The organism is Phycicoccus sp. Soil748 (assembly GCF_001428025.1).
Classification (GTDB): Bacteria; Actinomycetota; Actinomycetes; order Actinomycetales; family Dermatophilaceae; genus Pedococcus.
Window position 1 is genome coordinate 196,661 of sequence record NZ_LMSC01000009.1, and the last position, 18,140, is coordinate 214,800.

Sequence of the window (18,140 nt, forward strand, 5' to 3'; positions counted from 1 at the left end):
GGTTCCAGAGCCTTCGCGCTCGAAGCTGTAGGTCTCGCTCCCTTCGACGGCCGTTGACCACCTGTCGATGATCCGCTCGTTCGGGACGAACTCCGTGAAGACGCCGAACATCTCGAACCGCACACCGCGCAGCGGCCTCATGACCCACGTGGCTCGCCGACACGGCAACCTCCTCTGAGCGGGTCGCGGCTCGGTGCGTGGCTGCCTCGCCCCAATGTCCTTCGCGCTGCCAGCACCGTGGAGGGGCGCAAGTCCCTGGTCCGACCAGCCCGGACGAGGACCGGCGATCGGAATGGCGGCTGCCCCTTCCTTAAGTTATTCACTTTCATGACCGAATGCGTAACTTCCGAAGAGGTCTCCCGTTGAGCGGGTCACTGAACTTGAACAGTTCTTGACCTAGGGGAGACCAAAACATGAAGCTCAACAGCGCTGTGCACCATTCCGCCTCATCCCGTCCCGCCTCCATCCGGCTGGCGGCCCGGCCGGTCGGACGCGCGGCCCTCAGCTGCGGCCTCGCCGGAGCCCTGTCGTTGGGTGCCGCGGGGGCGGCCCTTGCCAGCGGTCCCGACGCCGCCAGCCGCGGCGCCTCTCACGGTGCGGAGCACCAGGGGCACGCCTCTGGACAGAAGTCGGCGAAGAAGGCCCGGCCCGAGCGCACCGACAAGCGTCAGCCGGGGGCTGGGAAGGACAGGACGGCGTCGCAGACCCAGGGGACGGCCAAGCGCGAAGGCGCGAAGAAGAGCACCGGGTCGCAGCACGCCGCTGCCGCCCACCGGCCAAAGGGCTCCACCGCGGCGACCCCGGCACCCCGGCGGAGCAAGGACCCGCGTGGCAACAACGGCACCATCAAGATCGACGGCGCCGCGTGGGACGCCCGCGTCGACAACGAGCCGCACACCTCCTGCGCCTTCCGCGTGACGTTCTTCGGCTTCGACGAGGGGCAGACCGCCGACATCACCGTCACGGGCCACGCCCCGACCGGCGGCGGCGTGCTGCTGCACGAGACCGCCGTACCGACCAGTGACGACCGGGCGACGGGCGCCGCCCACGACTACGACGGTGCCACGCGCGTCATCACGGCCGACGACCTCGGGCTCGGCGCCGTCACGCCGCACCCCAAGCAGGGGTACCACCTGAAGGTCACCGTCGACTCGCTCGAGGCTCCGGGTGGCGCGAAGCAGAAGGTGTTGTGGCTGGCGCCCTGTGGAGCCCAGCCGCCGGTGACCCAGCCTGAGACCCAGCCTGAGACCGGTGGATTCGAGGACAGCGGGCAGCCGCCTCACGGTGCCCTCCCGGGCCAACAGCCCGAGGTTCCCGCACCTGCCCAGCCCTCCTCCGTGTCGGTCGGGGCCGAAGGGGCCTTCCTGCAGGCGCCGATGAGCAGTGCGTACCCGGCCCCGGGCCAGGCCTCGCCCGCCTCGGTCTCGGCGGCGGGACAGGCGAGCGCGCTGCCGAGCAGGCTGGCGTTCACGGGGGCGGCCGGGGTCGAGCTGCTGGTCCTCACCGGTGCGGCTGCAGCCGCTGCGGGCGCGGGGCTGCTGGTCGCTCGCCGCAGGGTCCGCGCGACGGCCGGCTGACCCTCCGGTCCTCGTCCGGCCCCCTGCTCGGGGTGGTGTCGCCACGGCGCAACCGCCCCCGAGCAGGGGGACAAGCCGGGGTGGCGCGGTGGGTCCTGCCCGCCTGAGACCGTGGGCAGATGCGGTTGTCCGCTTCGCCCACCCTGGGGGCGGGCCCAGGCATAGGGTCGCCACCCATGGACATGTTGAGGGGTGGACAGATCGCCGAGGCCGGGCTGACCGACTGGCGCAAGCTGGCCCAGGGACTTCATGCGCGCTACCTGGTAGACGACTTCGGAGCAGGTGCGCGGTTCGTCACTGCGGTGGGCGAGGCGGGCGACGACCTCGGCCACCACCCGCGCGTGAGGATCGGCGCCGCGTACGTCGACCTCGAGCTGGTCACCGCCGACGCCATCTACCGCGACGACGAGGGCACCGAGCACGTGGTCGAGTGGGTGACCCAGCAGGACGTCGACCTCGCCCGCCGGATCAGCGAGATCGCCGCCGACCAAGGACTCGAGGCCGACCCGGCTTCGGTCAGCGAGGTCGAGCTGGGCCTCGACACGGCCGACTCGGCGACGATTGCCCCGGTGTGGGCGGCCCTGCTGACCGGAAGCGCCGAGTCGCAGGGACGAGGGTCACCGAGTGACGAGGTCCGGGACGCCACGGGACGGGTCCCGAACCTGTGGTTCGGGGAGGCTGACGACCAGGGGACGCCGAGGCAGCGGTTCCACCTCGAGGTCTACGTGCCGCCGGAGGTCGTCGAGCAGCGGATCGCTGCTGCCCTGGCGGCGGGTGGGACCGTCGTCGACGACAGCGAGGCGCCCGGGCTCACGGTGGTCGCCGACCAAGACGGCAACACCGGAGTCGTCTGTGCCGACGTCTCCGCCTCCGCACAGGCCGAGGTCTTCGCGGCGCAGACGGACTAGGGCGCCAGTACGTTCGACCGGCGACGAGGCGCCGACGGCGGGATACAGTGCCGCATGGCCAGTGAGTCGTCGTACACCGTCGCGCCCCTCAGCACCGAGACCTGGCCCGCGTTCGATGCTCTGGTCCAGCGCCACAACGGCATCTTCGGTGGCTGCTGGTGCATCTGGTTCCACCCCGACGGCCCCGAGCGCGGCCAGGGTGCAGAGGCCAACCGGGCGCTGAAGAAGTCCTACGTGGAGCAAGGCAAGGCGCACGCCGCGCTCGTGATGGACGGCGACGAGGCCATCGCGTGGGCCGAGTACGGCACCCCGGTCGAGCTGCCCTCCCTGCACCATCGCAAGGAGTACGACGCCACCAAGACCGCGGACCCCGACTACCGGATCACCTGCGTCTTCGTCGACAAGAGCCACCGACGTCAGGGCGTCACGGAGCTGGCGATCACCGGGGCGCTGGACCAGATCGCGCAGGCCGGCGGCGGGACGGTCGAGAGCTACCCGCACGACCTGACCGACCAGACCAAGAAGATGTCGTCGTCGTTCCTCTACAACGGGACACGGCGCCTCTACGAGCGGCTCGGCTTCACCTACGACCGGCCCAAGGGCCTGAAGAACTGCGTCATGGTGAAGACGGTCGACCCCGCCTGAGGCGGCGCGCCCAGCGCGCCGCGCGCCTTCCCCCCACGCGCGAGGACCACCCATCTCGGTCAACCGGCGCGGAGGATGACCTCACCCAGGACGTGCGCGGCTTCGGCGAAGGGGGCCGGCTCCTCGGCAGCGAAGTTCAGCCGGACGAACGGTCCCGACGGCTCGGCCGGGAACCACTCGGTGCCGGGGGCGATGACCACTCCGCGGGCCTCACAGCCGCGGACGACCCGGGCGACGTCGACGGCATCGGGCAGCCTCGCCCAGAGGTTCAGGCCGCCGCGGGGAACGTGCTCGACGTGCAGTTCCGGTGCACTCGCTCGCAGTGACTCGAGCAGGACGTCGCGCCACGTCCTGAGCTGTTGCCGCATACCGCGAAGGTGCGTGGCCCAGGCGGGCTGGGTGACGACGTCGAGGGCGGCGTGGCCGTCATCGCCTGCGCCCGCCTCGCGGTCCGCGGCCGCCTCGGCCGCAGTGCCCGCTGAATCCGCGCACCGCGGGCCCCTGTGCGCCGCGGGGTCCTGTGCGCCGCGGGGTCCGGTGCGCCGCCCCGGCTCTCAGCGAGTCGGCTTGTCGGTCACCCAGAGCCGGATCGTGCCCTCCACCACCGCGGTGCCGTCGGCACGGGTCGCCACCACGTGGACCGGCACCTCGACGTCACCGGTGCGCGTCCAGTCGGCCGGGTCGGTCGTGGCCACGCAGGTGATGTCGGTGGTCGCCTTCGCGGCGTAGTCGACCTCCATGCCGCGCGGTATCCACCGGCGGTGGGCCGGGATCGTGGCCTCGGCGAGTGCGCCCATCGCCGCCTCGAGGCCGTTGCAGATCGCGATGACGTGCACCGTGCCGAGGTGGTTCTGCACCCGGCGGCGCTTGCGGATCTTCAGCTCGGCCCGGTTCGGCCCGAGCTCGACGAAACGCGGCCTGGCGGTGCGGAAGTACGGCGCCGCCTGCTCGAAGACGAGCGAGAACAGGGTGCGCCCCCGGGGCAGCGTCGAGAGTCGCCGGTAGAGCGCGTAGGTGTCGACCATGCGCCGAGGTTACCGGCGGGTAGCCCTCGTGGGGCCACGCTGTGGCGAGCGCTACTTCTTGGCCTTCTCGCCGTCGTTGGACAGCGCTGCGATGAAGGCCTCGGGCGGCACCTCGACCGAGCCGATGTTCTTCATCCGCTTCTTGCCGGCCTTCTGCTTCTCGAGCAGCTTGCGCTTGCGGCTGATGTCACCGCCGTAGCACTTCGCGAGCACGTCCTTGCGGATCGCGCGGATGTTCTCGCGGGCGATGATGCGCGCGCCGATGGCGGCCTGGATCGGCACCTCGAACTGCTGGCGCGGGATCAGGTCCTTGAGCTTGCTGGCCATCATCACGCCGTACGCGTAGGCCTTGTCCTTGTGCACGATCGAGCTGAACGCATCGACCGTCTCGCCCTGGAGCAGGATGTCGACCTTGACCAGGTCGGCGACCTGTTCACCGTCGGGTTCGTAGTCGAGCGAGGCGTAGCCGCGGGTGCGGGACTTCAGCTGGTCGAAGAAGTCGAAGACGATCTCGGCGAGCGGCAGCGTGTAGCGCATCTCGACGCGGTCCTCTGACAGGTAGTCCATGCCGCGCAGGCTGCCGCGCTTCTGCTGGCAGAGCTCCATGATGGCGCCGATGAACTCGCTCGGCGCGAGGATCGTGGCGCGCACGACCGGCTCGGTCACCGAGGAGACCTTGCCGTACGGGAACTCGCTCGGGTTGGTGACCTCGAGGACCTTCCCGTCGTCCATCGTCACCTGGTAGACGACGTTGGGAAGTGTCGAGATGAGGTCGAGGTCGAACTCGCGCTCGAGCCGCTCGCGCACGATCTCCAGGTGCAGCATGCCGAGGAAGCCGATGCGGAAGCCGAAGCCCAGCGCCGCGGACGTCTCGGGCTCGTAGACCAGCGCGGCGTCGTTGAGCTTGAGCTTGTCGAGCGCGTCGCGCAGGTCGGGGTAGTCCGAGCCGTCGATCGGGTAGAGCCCCGAGAACACCATCGGCTTGGGGTCGCGGTAGCCGCCGAGGGCGTCCTTGGCCGGCTTGGCGGCGTTGGTGACGGTGTCGCCGACGCGTGACTGGCGGACGTCCTTCACCCCGGTGATGAGGTAGCCCACCTCGCCGACGCCGAGACCCTTCGCCGGGGTCGGTTCGGGCGAGCTCACGCCGATCTCGAGCAGCTCGTGGGTCGCCCGCGTGGACATCATCGCGATCTTCTCGCGCGGGTTGAGGTTGCCGTCGATGACGCGGACGTAGGTGACGACGCCGCGGTAGGTGTCGTAGACCGAGTCGAAGATCATCGCGCGGGCCGGCGCGTCGGGGTCCCCGACCGGGGCCGGCAGCTGGCGGACGATCTGGTCGAGCAACGGCTCGACACCCTCGCCGGTCTTGCCGGAGACCCGCAGGCAGTCCTCGGGCTCGCAGCCGATGAGCCCAGCGAGCTCCTCGGCGAACTTCTCCGGCTGTGCCGCCGGCAGGTCGATCTTGTTGAGCACCGGGATGATCGCCAGGTCGTTCTCCATGGCGAGGTAGAGGTTGGCCAGGGTCTGGGCCTCGATCCCCTGCGCCGCGTCGACGAGCAGGACGGCGCCCTCGCAGGCCGCCAGCGACCGGGACACCTCGTACGTGAAGTCGACGTGTCCCGGGGTGTCGATCATGTTGAGCGCGTAGGTCTTGCCCTCGAGCTCCCAGGGCATGCGCACGGCCTGGCTCTTGATGGTGATGCCGCGCTCGCGCTCGATGTCCATCCGGTCGAGGTACTGCGCGCGCATCGCCCGCGCGTCGACGATGCCCGTGATCTGCAGCATGCGGTCCGCGAGCGTCGACTTGCCGTGGTCGATGTGGGCGATGATGCAGAAGTTCCGGATCAGCTCCGGCGGCGTTGCGTGCGGCTGCAGCGCGGTGCGGGCCAGGGGGGACACGGGTACTCGAGACCTCACGGGTATGCGGACGGGAACGGTTCATCCTCCCATGCGCGCGGCACTGCCCGTGACCGGCCGCGCAGCCGTTGCGGCAGCCAGGCTGCGGCCGTGGCTGTCACGCCCGGACGGCCGGCGTCGTCAGGCGGAGGCGGGTTGGGCGCCTGGAGCGGGACGCCGTGCGGAGCGACGCCCTGCGAGCCCGGAGGCGAGCGCGATGCCGACACCGAGCACGGCGAGGATCGCGCCGATGCGCGAGGGCCACTCGTACCCGAGCCCGGCCGACAGGACGATCGAGCCGAGCCAGGCGCCGAGGGCGTTGGCGATGTTGAGTGTGGAGTGGTTGAGGGCGGCAGCAAGCGACTGGCCCTCGTGGGCGACGTCCATGAGCCGCGTCTGCAGCATGGGCACGAGGATGCTGGGCAGCAGCCCGAGCATGAAGACCGCGACGACGGCGAGCCACTTCGCGGCCTGGACCGCAGGACCGAAGACCACGAGCATCACCGCGATGGTGGCCATGACGGCGCAGATGCCACGCAGCAGCCCGATCCGGGAGACGGGGCCGGACAGCATGGCACCGGCGGTCATGCCCACGCCGTAGACGGCCAGGATGAACGGGATCGCGCTGGTGCCGAAGCCGCCGAGCTCGGTCATGGTCGGGGAGATGTAGGAGAAGGTCGCGAACATGCCGCCGAACCCGACGGTGCCGATCGCGAGCGCGAACCACACCTGGGGCCGGCGCAGGGCCGACAGCTCCGAGCGCATGGTGACTCCCCCGTCGGGCGGGCAGAACGGCACCCAGCGCCACACGGCGAGCACGGTGACCAGCGCGATCACGGACACCGCGGCGTACGGCCACTGCCACCCGTAGGCCTGCCCGATGCGGGTGGTCACGGGGACCCCCACGATGTTGGCCACGGTGAGCCCGGTGATCATCATCGACACCGCCCACGTGCGGCGGTGGGCGGGGACGAGGGAGGCGGCGACGAGCGAGCCCACACCGAAGTAGGCGCCGTGCGGCAGCCCGGACAGGAAGCGGGCTCCCATGAGCAAGCCGTAGCTCGACGCCAGCGCGGAGAGGCCGTTGGCGACGGCGAAGCCACCCATGAGCCACAGCAGCAGCTGCTTGCGCGGCATCTTCGACCCCAGTGTGGCCAGGACCGGCGCGCCCACGACGACGCCGGCCGCGTAGGCGGAGACGACGTGCCCGGCGGTCGGGATCGAGATGCCGACACCCCGGGCGACCTCGGGCAGCAGGCCCATCGTCACGAACTCGGTCGTGCCGATCGCGAACCCCCCGATCGCCAGCGCCAGCAGGGCCAGGCGGGTGTGGGCTGGGCGGACGGCCGGGGCGAGGTCCTCAGCCGCTTGCTGGGTGCTCAGGAGGGCGTCCTCGACGGTCGGCGCGGTGGGAGCTGGGTCGTTCACAGCGGTGCAACGGCAGGAGCGCGGTCGAGCATTCCCGGACTGTCCCACGCCACAGGGGTCCTTCGGTGCGGGGGGCCACCGGTCGAGACATAGCATCGGTCCCGACGCCGACCGCCGAGCGAGGGGACCCATGGCCGAGCAGACGTACCACCCGACGGCGCCTCCGCCCAGCCCGTACCAGCCCGCGCCGGGCCCCTACCAGCCGTACCCGCCGATGCCCCCGAACGGCTACCGCAGGTCGGTGCGCTCGCACCTGCGCCACCCCCTCGAGAACCTGTGCCTGGTGCTCGTCATCCTCGGGTCGTTCGTCGTGTGGACGGTGTGCGGCTACGAGGTCGCCTCGGCCGTGGTGGAGCGCCGCCAGCCCGACCCGTATGCCGTGATCCTGCTCGCGGCCCCGGTCCTCATCTACTTCCTGCGTGGGCAGCTCTACGCGCAGCAGCGCCTGAACGGCGTGAAGATCAGCCCCACGCAGTACCCCGAGGCGTACCAGATGCTCCTCGACTCCTGCGCCCACCACGGACTGCCGAAGGTGCCGGACGCGTACGTCGTCCTCGGCAACGGCATGATCAACGCCGCGGCCTCGGGGCACGGGTTCCGCCGGTTCATCTTCATCTACAGCGACCTGTTCGAGATCGGCGGCCAGGCCCGCAACCCCGATGCGCTGCGCTTCATCATCGGCCACGAGGTGGGTCACATCGCGGCCGGCCACACCAGCTACTGGCGCGTGCTGGCCATCAGCGGCGCGCAGTGGATCCCGTTCCTGGGGTCGACGCTGAGCCGCAGCCAGGAGTACACGGCCGACAACTTCGGCTACGCCCTCGTCCCGCACGGCAGCGCCGGCGCCATGGCGACCCTCGCGGCCGGCAAGTACCTCAACCGCAGCGTCGACGTGAACGCCCTCGCCGACCGGGCGACCACCGAACGCGGGTTCTTCGTGTGGCTGGTCAACGCCCTCGCCAGCCACCCCGTGCTGCTGTGGCGCTCGCACGCCCTGCGAGACCGCCGCCGACCGGGCCGGCTGCTGTGGCGTCCAAAGGACCGTGCCTGAGCACTGGATGCTCCGGGTAGCGTGACGGCCATGGCGCGACGCGGACTCGGTGAGCAGCTGGCCCAGGTCGTCGGGCGGGCGGCGCGCGACGGCATACGGGCGTGGCTGCGCAGCAGGACCCGCAGGCCCTCGACGCCTGCGACGGGTGGACGCCCCCCGCACCCCGCACCATCCCCGCGTCCCGCCGCGCCTCGGCCGGGCGACCGCCCTCGTAGCCGGGCGACCGGTGGTGCCACCGCGCCGCACGCCTACCCGGGCGACTTCACCGGGGTCCCCGACCTCGCCTACGCGGCCAACCCCGACGGCCGCCCCGACCCGGGCGAGATCGTGTGGACCTGGGTGCCCTACGAGGAGGACCACCAGCAGGGCAAGGACCGACCCGTCCTGCTCGTCGGCCACGACGGCGACGGGCTGCTGGGGCTCATGCTCACCAGCAAGGACCACGACCGCGACGCCGACCAGGAGGCGCGGTACGGACGGCACTGGCTGGACATCGGCTCCGGCGCCTGGGACCGCGCCGGACGTCCCAGCGAGGTCCGGCTCGACCGGGTACTGCGCGTGGACCCGGCCGCGGTGCGCCGCGAGGGCGCCACGCTCGACCGGGCGCGGTTCGAGGAGGTCGCCGCCGCGGTGCGGGCACTGGGCTGACCCCCGCGCCAGCGCCCGAGGAGCGGCCGGACCTTGGTCGAGTCTTGCCCTGCCGCAGGGTAACCCGGCACGCTGGCTTGACCCGTGCCCGCAGAGGCAGTTTGTACCTTGTGCGGGGCCGCGCCCGCGGCCCCAGGACCTCAAGGGGAACCACCATGACGCGACCTCGCCGTCGCCCCGCCGCTGTGCTCGCCGCGGCCGTCGCCGCGATGCTGCTCACCGCCTCCGCAACGGCAGCTGCCGCGGCCGGCGCGGATGGCTCGACCGCCCCGGCCTCCTCGGCCGCCGCGACCGCGCACCAACCGAACCAGTCGGCCCGCTCGGCGGGCATCCGCTCGGGTGGCGACGCCTGGATGGGCTGGTCGCAGGACGGCAGCGGGCGTCCCGCGCCCTCACCCCGCCAGGCCTCGCAGGCGTCCACCTTGGCCGCCGCCGCCCAGACCTCGGGCATCGACGTCTCCAAGTGGCAGGGCAACGTCGACTGGGCCTCCTACTGGGGCCAGGGCAAGCGTTTCGCCTACGTCAAGGCGACCGAGGGCACGACCTACCAGAACTCCTACTTCGCCCAGCAGTACAACGGCTCCTACAACGTCGGCATGATCCGTGGCTCGTACCACTTCGCCCTACCCGACAACTCGACCGGGACCGCGCAGGCCGACTGGTTCGTGAACCACGGCGGCGGCTGGTCCGGCGACGGCAGGACCCTGCCAGGCGTGCTCGACATCGAGTACAACCCCTACGGCGCCACCTGCTACGGCCTGAGCCAGGCGTCGATCCGCAGCTGGATCGCGGCGTTCACCTCCCGCTACAAGGCCCGGACGGGTCGCGACGCCGTCATCTACTCCACGACCAGCTGGTGGACGACGTGCACCGGCAACACCAGCCAGTTCTCCGCGACCAACCCGCTGTGGATCGCGCGGTACAACACCTCCCCCGGCACCCTCCCGGCCGGGTGGGACTACTACACGTTCTGGCAGTACACCGACTCCCCGCTGGACCAGGACTACTTCAACGGCGACCTGACGCGGCTGAAGGCGCTCGCCCTCGGCTGAGACCGGCACGACCCGGGCACGACCCGGGCACGCCCCGGGCACGACGAAGGGGCCGGTCACCTCGCGGTGACCGGCCCCTTCGCGATGTCAGGGTGACTCGCTCAGAGCGAGTTGGCCTTCTTCGCCATGGCCGACTTCTTGTTGGCGGCCTGGTTGGCGTGGATGACGCCCTTGCTCACGGCCTTGTCGAGCTTGGTGGAGGCAACCTTCAGCGCCTCCTGGGTGGCCGTGGCGTCGCCCGACGCCGCGGCGACCTGGAACTTGCGGATCCAGGTCTTGAGCTCGCTCTTGACGGCCTTGTTGCGCTCGGTCGCCGTGCGGTTCGTCTTGATCCGCTTGAGCTGGGACTTGATGTTTGCCACAGGTGTGTCTCTCTTGGTTGGTCGGTAGTTGCCGTTAGAGGGCGGCAGAAGCATCTCGGGACCGGGCGTGGGGCACCCGTGGTTGAGACGCTCTGGGTGGTGCAGCATGCGCGCACGACCATGCGCGCACGCGATGGGCAAATCTACCAGCGACTGGGCCGCTCCCCCAAAACGCGCCGCACACGCCCGTCCTGCTCAGCGGCCGGTGCGCGCTCCGGTGATGGTGAGGATGGCGCGCTCGACGGCGTAGACGGGGTCGCGGCCGCCTCCCTTGACCTCGAAGTCGGCGAGGGCGACGGCCTGGATGGACTCCGCGAGCCCCTCGGGACCCCACCCGCTGAGCCCGCGCCGGGCCTTGTCGACCTGCCACGGCGCCATCCCGAGGTCGCGGGCGACGTCGGCGGACCGCCCGCGGCCGGCGGCCCCCACCTTGACCAGCTGGCGCAGCTGCTGGGCGAGCACCGCGACGATCGGCACCGGGTCGACGCCGGTCGCGATGGCGTGCCGCAGCAGCCTCAGTGCCTCGCCGGCCTGGCCGGCGACGGCTGCGTCGGCGACACGGAACCCCGTCGCCTCCACCTTGCCGCCGTGGTACCTGGCCACGAGCTGCTCGTCGATGGTGCCGGTGGTGTCGGCGACCAGCTGCTGGCAGGCCGCGGCGAGCTCGCGCACGTCCTTGCCCACGGCCTCGATGAGCGCGCGGACGGCGTCGGGACTGGCCTTGCGACCGGCCCTGCGGAACTCGTTGGTGGCGAAGTCGGCCTTGTCACGGTCGGACTTGATGGCCGGGGCCTCGAGGACCCTCGCCTGCGACTTCTTCAGGGTGTCGATCACCTTCTTGCCGCGCTGGCCGGACTTGTGGGTGACGACCAGCGTCACGTCCGGCTCGGGCGCGGCGAGGAAGGCCAGCAGGTCCTCCTGCAGCTCGTCCGGCGCCTCGTCGAGGTCGTGGACCACGATGGCCTTGGCCCCGCCGAACAGCGACGGGCTGGCGTGCACGCCCACGGCGCCCGGTTCGTAGGAGGCGGCGTAGAGGCGCACCACCTCGACCTCGGGGTCGGCCGACCGCAGCTCCTCGAGGGTGGCGGCCAGCGCCCGGTCTGCGATGACCTGCTCAGGCCCGGTCACCAGGACGAGGGGCGGCACGGATCGGGTGGCGGTGGCGGTCACGGGGTCAGCCTGCCATGACCGTGCGACACGTCCCGGCGACAGTCCTGCGCCGACCGTCAGCCTCCGGGGCAGTACGCCTCCCCCGGCGCCAGGTCGGGGTGGATGGCACCCCCGCGGTCGGACACCGACGCCACCGTGGTGGCCGCGCCGCGGCGTACCGCCACGACCTCGGCGAGGATCGCCACGGCGATCTCGCCGGGGTCCTGGGCACCGATGTCCAGCCCGATGGGCGCATGCAGGGCGGCGAGCGCCTCCTGGCTGACGCCGTGGTCGAGCAGCCACTCGCGCCGGCGCGCCTGCGTCGCACGGGAGCCCATGGCGCCGACGTACGGTGCGCCGGCGGCGAGGGCGTCGCGGATCACCGGCCCGTCGACGTCGTCGTGGTGGCTCGTGACGACGACGGCGTCGTGCTCGGGACCGACCGGCACCTGCTGCGCCGACACGGTGGTGGTCCAGCCCAACGGCCCGCACAGGGCCTCGAGCGCCTCGACGACGGGGCCGTCACCGACCAGGAGCAGGTGCGGGGAGCGTTCCATGCGACGAGTATCGCGCCCCGGCACGCCTGGGTGCCCGGGACCGCTCGTCCCGGTCAGTCGAGCTGCATCGCGGTGGCGCCGTCGGCCTCGAGGCCCAGCCCGGCGAGCCGGGCCGCCACGACGTCCTGGGGCAGCTCGAGGCTCTCGGCCAGCTCGGCCAGGGTCAGCCCGAGCTCGACCCCGTCGCGCAGCTCCTCGTCGGACTCCGGTGTCCAGGCATGTCCCTGGGTGACGGCCGTGCGCGACGAGTCGCCGGGCGGCGGGTCGGCAGCCACCGGGCGCGGGTCGGGCGCAGCGGGGCGCGGGTGCTCGGCGGCGTCCTCCCCCGTGCGCCCCATCGACGTTCCCACGACCGCACCGGTGGCGCCGCGCAGGGCGGGCTCGTGGACGGCCAGCGGCGGCGGTGCCGTCTCGTCGAGCCGCTTGAGGGCGGCCAGCACCCGGTCACGGTCGGTGGTGGGCCAGAACGGGGGCAGCGAGCGCTGCAGGAACCCGGCATACCGCGCGGTGATCATGCGGGAGTCGAGGAAGGCGACGACGCCCCGGTCGTCGGCCCGGCGGATGAGGCGGCCGGCGCCCTGGGCGAGCCGCAGCGCGGCGTGGGTGGCGGTGACCGCCATGAAGCCGTTGCCGCCCATCCGGGCGATCGCCTGCGAGCGCGCCGACGCCAACGGGTCGTCGGGGCGCGGGAACGGGATGCGGTCGATGATGACCAGCTGGCACGACGACCCGGGGACGTCGACGCCCTGCCAGAGGGTGAGCGTGCCGAACAGGCAGGTCTTCGGGTCGCGGGCGAACTGCCGCACCAGCGTGGTGATCTGGTCCTCGCCCTGGCACAGGAACCCGATCTCGCCGTCGAAGCGCTCGCGCATCGCCTCGGTGGCGTCGCGTGCCGCCCGCATCGAGGAGAAGAGCCCGAGCGCCCGGCCGCCGGACGCCCGGACGAGGGCCTCGATCTCGTCGAGGGTCTGCTCGCTGATGCCGTCGCGACCCGGTGCCGGCAGGTGCTGGGCGACGTAGGCGATGGCCTGCTGGGGGTAGTCGAACGGGCTGCCGACGTCGAGGCCGCGCCACTCCGGCGCCCCGTCGCCCCGCAGCCCCATGGTGCCGGCCACGGCGTCGAACGTGCCGCCGAGCTCGAGCGTCGCCGAGGTCATGACGACCGTGCGGTCACCGAACACCTTGTCGCGCAACAGCATCGCCACGCTCATCGGTGCCACGCGCAGGACCGACCCACGTCGTGGGTCGCGGTTGACCCAGACGACGTCGAGGTCGCGCTGCTCGAGGATGCGTGAGGAGTTCTCGAAGATCTCGTCGACCGCCGCCTGGGCGACCTTGCGGCTCCCGTCGGGCTCGACGCCCTTCTCGGGCTTGAGCTCGGACTGCACCTGCCGGCTCGTGTCGCGCACGCGCGCCAGCGCCAGTGCGAGCGAGTCGGGGATCCCGCCGAGCTTGCCCTCGGGCAGCTCGTCGAGGACGCCCTGCAGGAACACCGCGGCGTCCTCGACGGCCTCGGCGGAGTCGGCGAGCCGGCCGGCACGCTTCGCCGCGGCACTCACCATCGAGGCGGTCAGCTCGTCGGTGATGGTGGAGGTGACGCGGTCGACGAGCTCGTGGCCCTCGTCGACGACGAGGAGGTCGTGCTCGGGGAGCATCTGGCGGCCCTCGAAGGAGTCGATCGCCATGAAGGAGTGGTTGGTGACGATGACGTCGCAGTCCTTGGCCGCCTCCCGGGACCGCTCGACGAAGCAGTCGGCCAGCGCGGGGCACTTGCTGCCCATGCACTCGTGGGCGCTGACCGAGACCTGGCGCCAGGCGCGTTCGCTGACGCCGGGGACGAGCTCGTCGCGGTCGCCGGACTCGGTGGTGTCGGCCCACTCCCGGAGTCGGACGACCTCCTGCCCGAGCCGGGAGGCCGCCTTGTCGACCTCGCCGACGCCGAACAGCCCCTCGTCCTCGTCGGGGAAGCCTCCCTCGAGCTTGTGCGCGCACAGGTAGTTGCGCCGCCCCTTGACCAGCCCGTAGGTCGGGCGGCGCCCGAGGACCGGCGTGATGGCCTCCGCCAGTCGCGGCATGTCGCGGTCCACGATCTGCGCCTGCAGGGCCAGGGTCGCCGTTGCGACGACCGCCGGCTTGCCGACCGCCTGGGCGTGCATGACCGCCGGGATCAGGTAGGCGAGGGACTTGCCGGTGCCGGTGCCGGCCTGCACGAGCAGGTGCTCGTCCTTCTCGATCGCGTCCGCGACCGCGTGCGCCATCTCGACCTGGCCGGGCCGCTCGACGCCCCCGACTCCCTGGACGGCCGCGTGCAGGAGTTCGTCGAGGGAAGCCACGCGCACAGGGTATGCCGTGGCGGCAGGCCCAGGCACCGGCGTCCCCAACCCTGCGCACGACGGCTCGCGGGCTTCGCACGGCGGCGTCCCCAGGCCCTCGCACGGCCGTGACCCCGGCGCGCGCGGCGCCGGGGTCACGGTCGTGGGTCCCGGGTCAGGTCACCTCTCGTCCACCCAGGCGGGTGCCGGGACCCCGTTCCCCGTCAGGTTGTCGCACGCGACGTACTGACTGCCCACGCGCTCGATGGCGCAGAAGGGGGTCGATGCCGGCTGGGGGTTGGAGGGCCCGGCCTCCTGCCGGGCCGCGGCCGGGAGGGTCCCGACGGCGAGCAGGAGGGCGAGGACGGGCGCGGTGGCCGAGAGGACGAAGGCGGTTCGACGGTGCTGGCTGGTGTTCACGGTGTGCTCCTGGAGTGGTGGGTGCGGAGGTGTTGTGCTGACTCCTCCACGGTCCGGCGACAGCCACCTGAGCCACATCGGGCACACCCCCTGAGGTGCGGCCCGGAACCCCCTGAAAGTCGCTTCCCCCGGGCCGCGTCGAGAGGACACACTGAGGACGTGACGCTGCCGCAGGGCGTCGCCGACGACGCCTTCGTGGGTCGTGTCGAGGAGCTGGAGGTGCTCGACTCGGCACTCGCGTCCGCGCGCGCGGGCCACGGTCGCGCGGTACTCGTGTCCGGGGAGGCAGGGGTCGGCAAGACCAGGCTCGTTCACCGTGCCTGCGCGACGGCCGACGACGTCCTCGTGCTCGCGGGAGCCTGCCTGCCGCTGTCCACGCTCAGCATCCCGCTGCTGCCCCTGCGGTCGGCGCTCGCGGGCTGGGCCGAGGGCGGCGCAGACACGGCTTCCCAGGGCTTGTCCGGCGAGGACGCGGCCGAGGGGCTCGACCGGTGGCTCGAGGCACGGTGCCGGCAGGGGGCGGTCGCGCTGGTCGTCGACGACCTGCAGTGGGCCGACCAGGGGACGCTGGACGTCCTGATGTGGCTCGTCTCGGGGCTCGCGAACCGGCGGCTGGCCATCCTCGCCACGGTGCGCAGGGGCGAGGTCGGCCCGGAGCACCCCATGACCCGGTGGCTCGCGGACGTGCGGCGACTGCCGGGGTTCGTGCGGCAGGACCTCGGCCCGCTCGCCCTGGAGGAGACCAGGCAACAGCTCTCGACGCTGCTCGGGGACGAGCCGCACGACGCCCTGGTCCGGCAGGTGCACGACCGCACGGGAGGCAACGCCTACCTCAACCAGCTGCTCGTGGCCGGGCTCTCGCCGACGGCGACCAGCCTGTCCGGCAGGGCGTTGCCCGAGGACCTGACCTCCGCCGTGCTCAGGGCCTGGCTCCAGCTGTCACCGGCCGCTCGAGAGCTCACCCGGGTGCTGGCAGTCGGCGGCACCGTGGCGAGGGGGCCGACGCTCGCCACGGCTTCCCGGCTGGCCGGCGTCGAGGAGGCCGGGCCCTTGCTGCGCGAGTGCGTGGAGGCGGGCATCCTCGACGTGCACGACTCCGACGGCTACTGGTTCCACCACCCGCTGCAGGCGGAGGCGCTGGAGGCGGGACTGGCTGCGCCCGAACGCACCAGGCTGCACGCCGCGTTCGCCGAGGCCCTCTGCGACAGGCACCACACGGAGGCTGCCGACCTGGCGACCGCCATCCTCATGACCGACCACCTCCACCGGGCCGGTGACGAGGACGGCACGTACGCCTGGGCCGTGCGGGCTGCCGACGCCGCCGAGCACGACGGCTCGTGGGGCGACGTGGTGCGTCTGCTGCACCGCGCCGTCGAGGCCTTGGCGGAGCTGGGTCGACCCGAGACCGAGGCCTGCGCCCTGTGGGAGAGGCTTCGGGACGCGTCCCTCCGCGCTGGGGACCTCGACGGCGAGCTGGAGGCCACCGAGGCCCTCCTCGACCATGCTGCCCCCGAGGCCCGCGTGGCGGCAGAGCTGGTGGTCCGGCGCCAGCACCTGCGCTTCATGACCGGTCGCGGCTTCTTCGACCGCGAGGAGCTGGCGCGGGCGGTCGAGCTCTCCGGCACCGCACCCGACTCCTGGCAGCACGCGTTCGCGCTGGCCGAGGCGGCCCACGCGGCACTGTGGGCCGAGGACCCCGCGGCGCCGGGGATGGCGGTCGAGTCCCTTGCCCGGGCGAGGGCCTGCGGCCACCCGCGCGCGCTGTCCTACGCCCTCACGGCGAACGCCATGCACGCCGTCATCACCGAGGACATGGCGAGGGGACGGGCGTGGGGGTCGGAGGGTGTGGCGTGCGCCGCCCTCGCCGGCGACGGCTTCGCCTTCGGCCACGCGACCATGTGGGAGGCCAACGCCATGGGCGGCCCGGCCGACCCGCGCTGGGGCGCCAGCGTGGCCGCACGCCGGTCCCAGGGCGAGGACCTCGGGCTCCCCCACCCGTACCTGGCGTGGTTGGCGGTCGGCGAGGCCCAGGGAGAGCTGCAGCGCGGGAGCTGGAGGGCCTGTCAGGCGCTGCTGCGCTCCGCCCTCGGTCGCACCCCTGGAGCGCTCGTCGACGTCGGCGCCCGCCTGCAGGCAGCAGAGCTCGCCGCGCTGCAGGGACGGGTGCACGAGGCGCAGGGCCACCTCGCCCGGGCCGACGAGCTGTTCGCCGAGACCTCCACCTTCCTCCCCTTCGAGTTCGACGCCGTGCGGGCCAGGGTGCGGCTCGCCGGAGGCGACCTGCGAGGGTGCGTCGACGCCGCGCTGGTAGGGGCGACCACGCCCGGCGTCTCCCCCACCATGGCGGAGTGGCTGCTGCCCCTGGCCGTCCGTGCGCTGGCCGACCTGGCCCAGGAGCAACACGACGCCCGCGCCGACCCTGGACCGCTGGTGCGCGAGGTGGACGCGCTGGAGCAGCGCTTCCCCCACACCATCCAGGACGCCGGTGGCGACGAGGCCTACTACCGACAGCTCGAGGGGCTCGACGCGCTGTACGCCGCGGAACGGGCCCGCGCGCGGCTCGCGCCCGACCGGGTCCACGCGTGGGAGGTGACGGCGGACCTGCTCCGGGACGTGCTGCCGTGGGACGAGTGCTACGCGCGGTGGCGGCTGGCCGAGGCGCTCTTCGACGCGGGTCCCACCCGTCGGGGCGAGGCCGTCGAGGCCCTGCGCCGGGCCCAGCAGCTCGCGCTCGACCTGCAGGCGGTCCCCATCCTCGAGCAGGTGGCCTCGCTCGCCAGGTCGGCCCGCGTACCCCTGGCCGAGCCCTTGGTGACCGCGGCCGTGGACGGACGACCGCACGCGGGTGCGCACCTGACCGCCCGGGAGGAGGAGGTGCTGGCGCACGTCGTGGCGGGGCGGACCTACGGGGAGATCGCCCGGACGCTGGTGGTGAGCGAGAAGACGGTGAGCACGCACGTCAGCCACCTGCTCGCCAAGACCGGCACGGCGAACCGCGTGGACCTCGCCCGCTGGGCGGCGCGTCGAGGAGCCGGAGCCGGAGCCGCCACGGTCCCCGCCACCCGGCCCTGACCCGACCGCTCAGCGCGGCTGCCTGCGAGACTGTCGGC

16 protein-coding genes are annotated in these 18,140 nt (G+C 72.5%); 7 read left to right on the top strand and 9 right to left on the bottom strand.

The annotated features are described in order from the left end of the window. Positions 1–413: 413 nt before the first annotated feature. From ASG70_RS14925 to ASG70_RS14935, 3 genes are all read left to right on the top strand, one after another. Positions 414–1,577 carry a hypothetical protein gene (locus tag ASG70_RS14925; protein ID WP_056884643.1) on the top strand — a complete coding sequence of 388 codons (1,164 nt, stop codon included), beginning with the start codon at positions 414–416 and terminating at the stop codon, positions 1,575–1,577. A 176-nt stretch (positions 1,578–1,753) separates the two neighbouring features. After that, the gene (locus ASG70_RS14930) at positions 1,754–2,485 is read left to right on the top strand and encodes a VOC family protein (protein WP_056884644.1); all 732 of its coding nucleotides are present in this window, start codon (positions 1,754–1,756) and stop codon (positions 2,483–2,485) included. A gap of 54 nt (positions 2,486–2,539) precedes the next feature. Continuing rightward, positions 2,540–3,130 carry a GNAT family N-acetyltransferase gene (locus ASG70_RS14935; protein ID WP_056884645.1) on the top strand — a complete coding sequence of 197 codons (591 nt, stop codon included), beginning with the start codon at positions 2,540–2,542 and terminating at the stop codon, positions 3,128–3,130. A 59-nt stretch (positions 3,131–3,189) separates the two neighbouring features. On the opposite strand, the gene ASG70_RS14940 is transcribed toward ASG70_RS14935, so the two are convergent. From ASG70_RS14940 to ASG70_RS14955, 4 genes are all read right to left on the bottom strand, one after another. Continuing rightward, positions 3,190–3,498, bottom strand: coding sequence for a hypothetical protein (locus ASG70_RS14940; protein ID WP_056884646.1), 309 nt, complete (start codon positions 3,496–3,498; stop codon positions 3,190–3,192). 186 nt (positions 3,499–3,684) lie between these two features. Continuing rightward, a complete protein-coding gene (locus tag ASG70_RS14945) occupies positions 3,685–4,155 on the bottom strand; it encodes a hotdog fold domain-containing protein (RefSeq protein WP_056884647.1) in 471 nt (156 codons plus the stop codon). A 51-nt stretch (positions 4,156–4,206) separates the two neighbouring features. After that, complete coding sequence (gene lepA, locus ASG70_RS14950) at positions 4,207–6,045, bottom strand: translation elongation factor 4 (protein WP_156400055.1); 1,839 nt, start codon at positions 6,043–6,045, stop codon at positions 4,207–4,209. Between the two features lie 147 nt (positions 6,046–6,192). Next, positions 6,193–7,479, bottom strand: coding sequence for an MFS transporter (locus ASG70_RS14955; protein ID WP_369818925.1), 1,287 nt, complete (start codon positions 7,477–7,479; stop codon positions 6,193–6,195). Between the two features lie 130 nt (positions 7,480–7,609). Between ASG70_RS14955 and ASG70_RS14960 the strand changes: the two genes are divergently transcribed. The 3 genes from ASG70_RS14960 to ASG70_RS14970 all read left to right on the top strand — a co-directional run bounded on the left by ASG70_RS14960 (position 7,610) and on the right by ASG70_RS14970 (position 10,230). Further along, a complete protein-coding gene (locus ASG70_RS14960; protein WP_056884649.1) occupies positions 7,610–8,530 on the top strand; it encodes a M48 family metallopeptidase in 921 nt (306 codons plus the stop codon). Positions 8,531–8,560: 30 nt separating this feature from the next. Then, a complete protein-coding gene (locus tag ASG70_RS14965; protein ID WP_056884831.1) occupies positions 8,561–9,178 on the top strand; it encodes a type II toxin-antitoxin system PemK/MazF family toxin in 618 nt (205 codons plus the stop codon). A 155-nt stretch (positions 9,179–9,333) separates the two neighbouring features. Further along, positions 9,334–10,230 (top strand): lysozyme, encoded by an 897-nt coding sequence (locus ASG70_RS14970; RefSeq protein WP_235531522.1) that lies wholly within the window; start codon positions 9,334–9,336, stop codon positions 10,228–10,230. Between the two features lie 101 nt (positions 10,231–10,331). Here ASG70_RS14970 and rpsT read toward each other — a convergent pair whose 3' ends face one another. The 5 genes from rpsT to ASG70_RS19405 all read right to left on the bottom strand — a co-directional run bounded on the left by rpsT (position 10,332) and on the right by ASG70_RS19405 (position 15,030). Next, a complete protein-coding gene (gene rpsT / locus ASG70_RS14975) occupies positions 10,332–10,592 on the bottom strand; it encodes a 30S ribosomal protein S20 (RefSeq protein WP_056884650.1) in 261 nt (86 codons plus the stop codon). A gap of 195 nt (positions 10,593–10,787) precedes the next feature. Next, positions 10,788–11,762 (bottom strand): DNA polymerase III subunit delta, encoded by a 975-nt coding sequence (holA, locus tag ASG70_RS14980; protein WP_056884651.1) that lies wholly within the window; start codon positions 11,760–11,762, stop codon positions 10,788–10,790. A gap of 56 nt (positions 11,763–11,818) precedes the next feature. Beyond that, a complete protein-coding gene (locus ASG70_RS14985) occupies positions 11,819–12,298 on the bottom strand; it encodes an XdhC family protein (protein WP_056884652.1) in 480 nt (159 codons plus the stop codon). Between the two features lie 53 nt (positions 12,299–12,351). After that, positions 12,352–14,631 carry an ATP-dependent DNA helicase gene (locus ASG70_RS14990; RefSeq protein WP_056884833.1) on the bottom strand — a complete coding sequence of 760 codons (2,280 nt, stop codon included), beginning with the start codon at positions 14,629–14,631 and terminating at the stop codon, positions 12,352–12,354. 159 nt (positions 14,632–14,790) lie between these two features. Beyond that, the gene (locus tag ASG70_RS19405) at positions 14,791–15,030 is read right to left on the bottom strand and encodes a hypothetical protein (RefSeq protein ID WP_056884653.1); all 240 of its coding nucleotides are present in this window, start codon (positions 15,028–15,030) and stop codon (positions 14,791–14,793) included. A 159-nt stretch (positions 15,031–15,189) separates the two neighbouring features. On the opposite strand from ASG70_RS19405, the gene ASG70_RS15000 reads away from it, so the two are divergent. Further along, a complete protein-coding gene (locus tag ASG70_RS15000) occupies positions 15,190–18,102 on the top strand; it encodes a helix-turn-helix transcriptional regulator (RefSeq protein WP_056884654.1) in 2,913 nt (970 codons plus the stop codon). Positions 18,103–18,140: the final 38 nt, after the last annotated feature.

What these genes read in the sequence shown, in the direction of transcription:
- ASG70_RS14985 (WP_056884652.1), bottom strand. Translation starts at nt 12,298, where the DNA reads ATGGAACGCTCCCCGCACCTGCTCCTGGTCGGTGACGGCCCCGTCGTC.
- ASG70_RS14970 (WP_235531522.1), top strand. Translation starts at nt 9,334, where the DNA reads ATGACGCGACCTCGCCGTCGCCCCGCCGCTGTGCTCGCCGCGGCCGTC.
- ASG70_RS14965 (WP_056884831.1), top strand. Translation starts at nt 8,561, where the DNA reads ATGGCGCGACGCGGACTCGGTGAGCAGCTGGCCCAGGTCGTCGGGCGG.
- ASG70_RS14935 (WP_056884645.1), top strand. Translation starts at nt 2,540, where the DNA reads ATGGCCAGTGAGTCGTCGTACACCGTCGCGCCCCTCAGCACCGAGACC.
- ASG70_RS14945 (WP_056884647.1), bottom strand. Translation starts at nt 4,155, where the DNA reads ATGGTCGACACCTACGCGCTCTACCGGCGACTCTCGACGCTGCCCCGG.
- ASG70_RS14930 (WP_056884644.1), top strand. Translation starts at nt 1,754, where the DNA reads ATGGACATGTTGAGGGGTGGACAGATCGCCGAGGCCGGGCTGACCGAC.
- ASG70_RS14960 (WP_056884649.1), top strand. Translation starts at nt 7,610, where the DNA reads ATGGCCGAGCAGACGTACCACCCGACGGCGCCTCCGCCCAGCCCGTAC.
- ASG70_RS14925 (WP_056884643.1), top strand. Translation starts at nt 414, where the DNA reads ATGAAGCTCAACAGCGCTGTGCACCATTCCGCCTCATCCCGTCCCGCC.
- ASG70_RS14940 (WP_056884646.1), bottom strand. Translation starts at nt 3,498, where the DNA reads ATGCGGCAACAGCTCAGGACGTGGCGCGACGTCCTGCTCGAGTCACTG.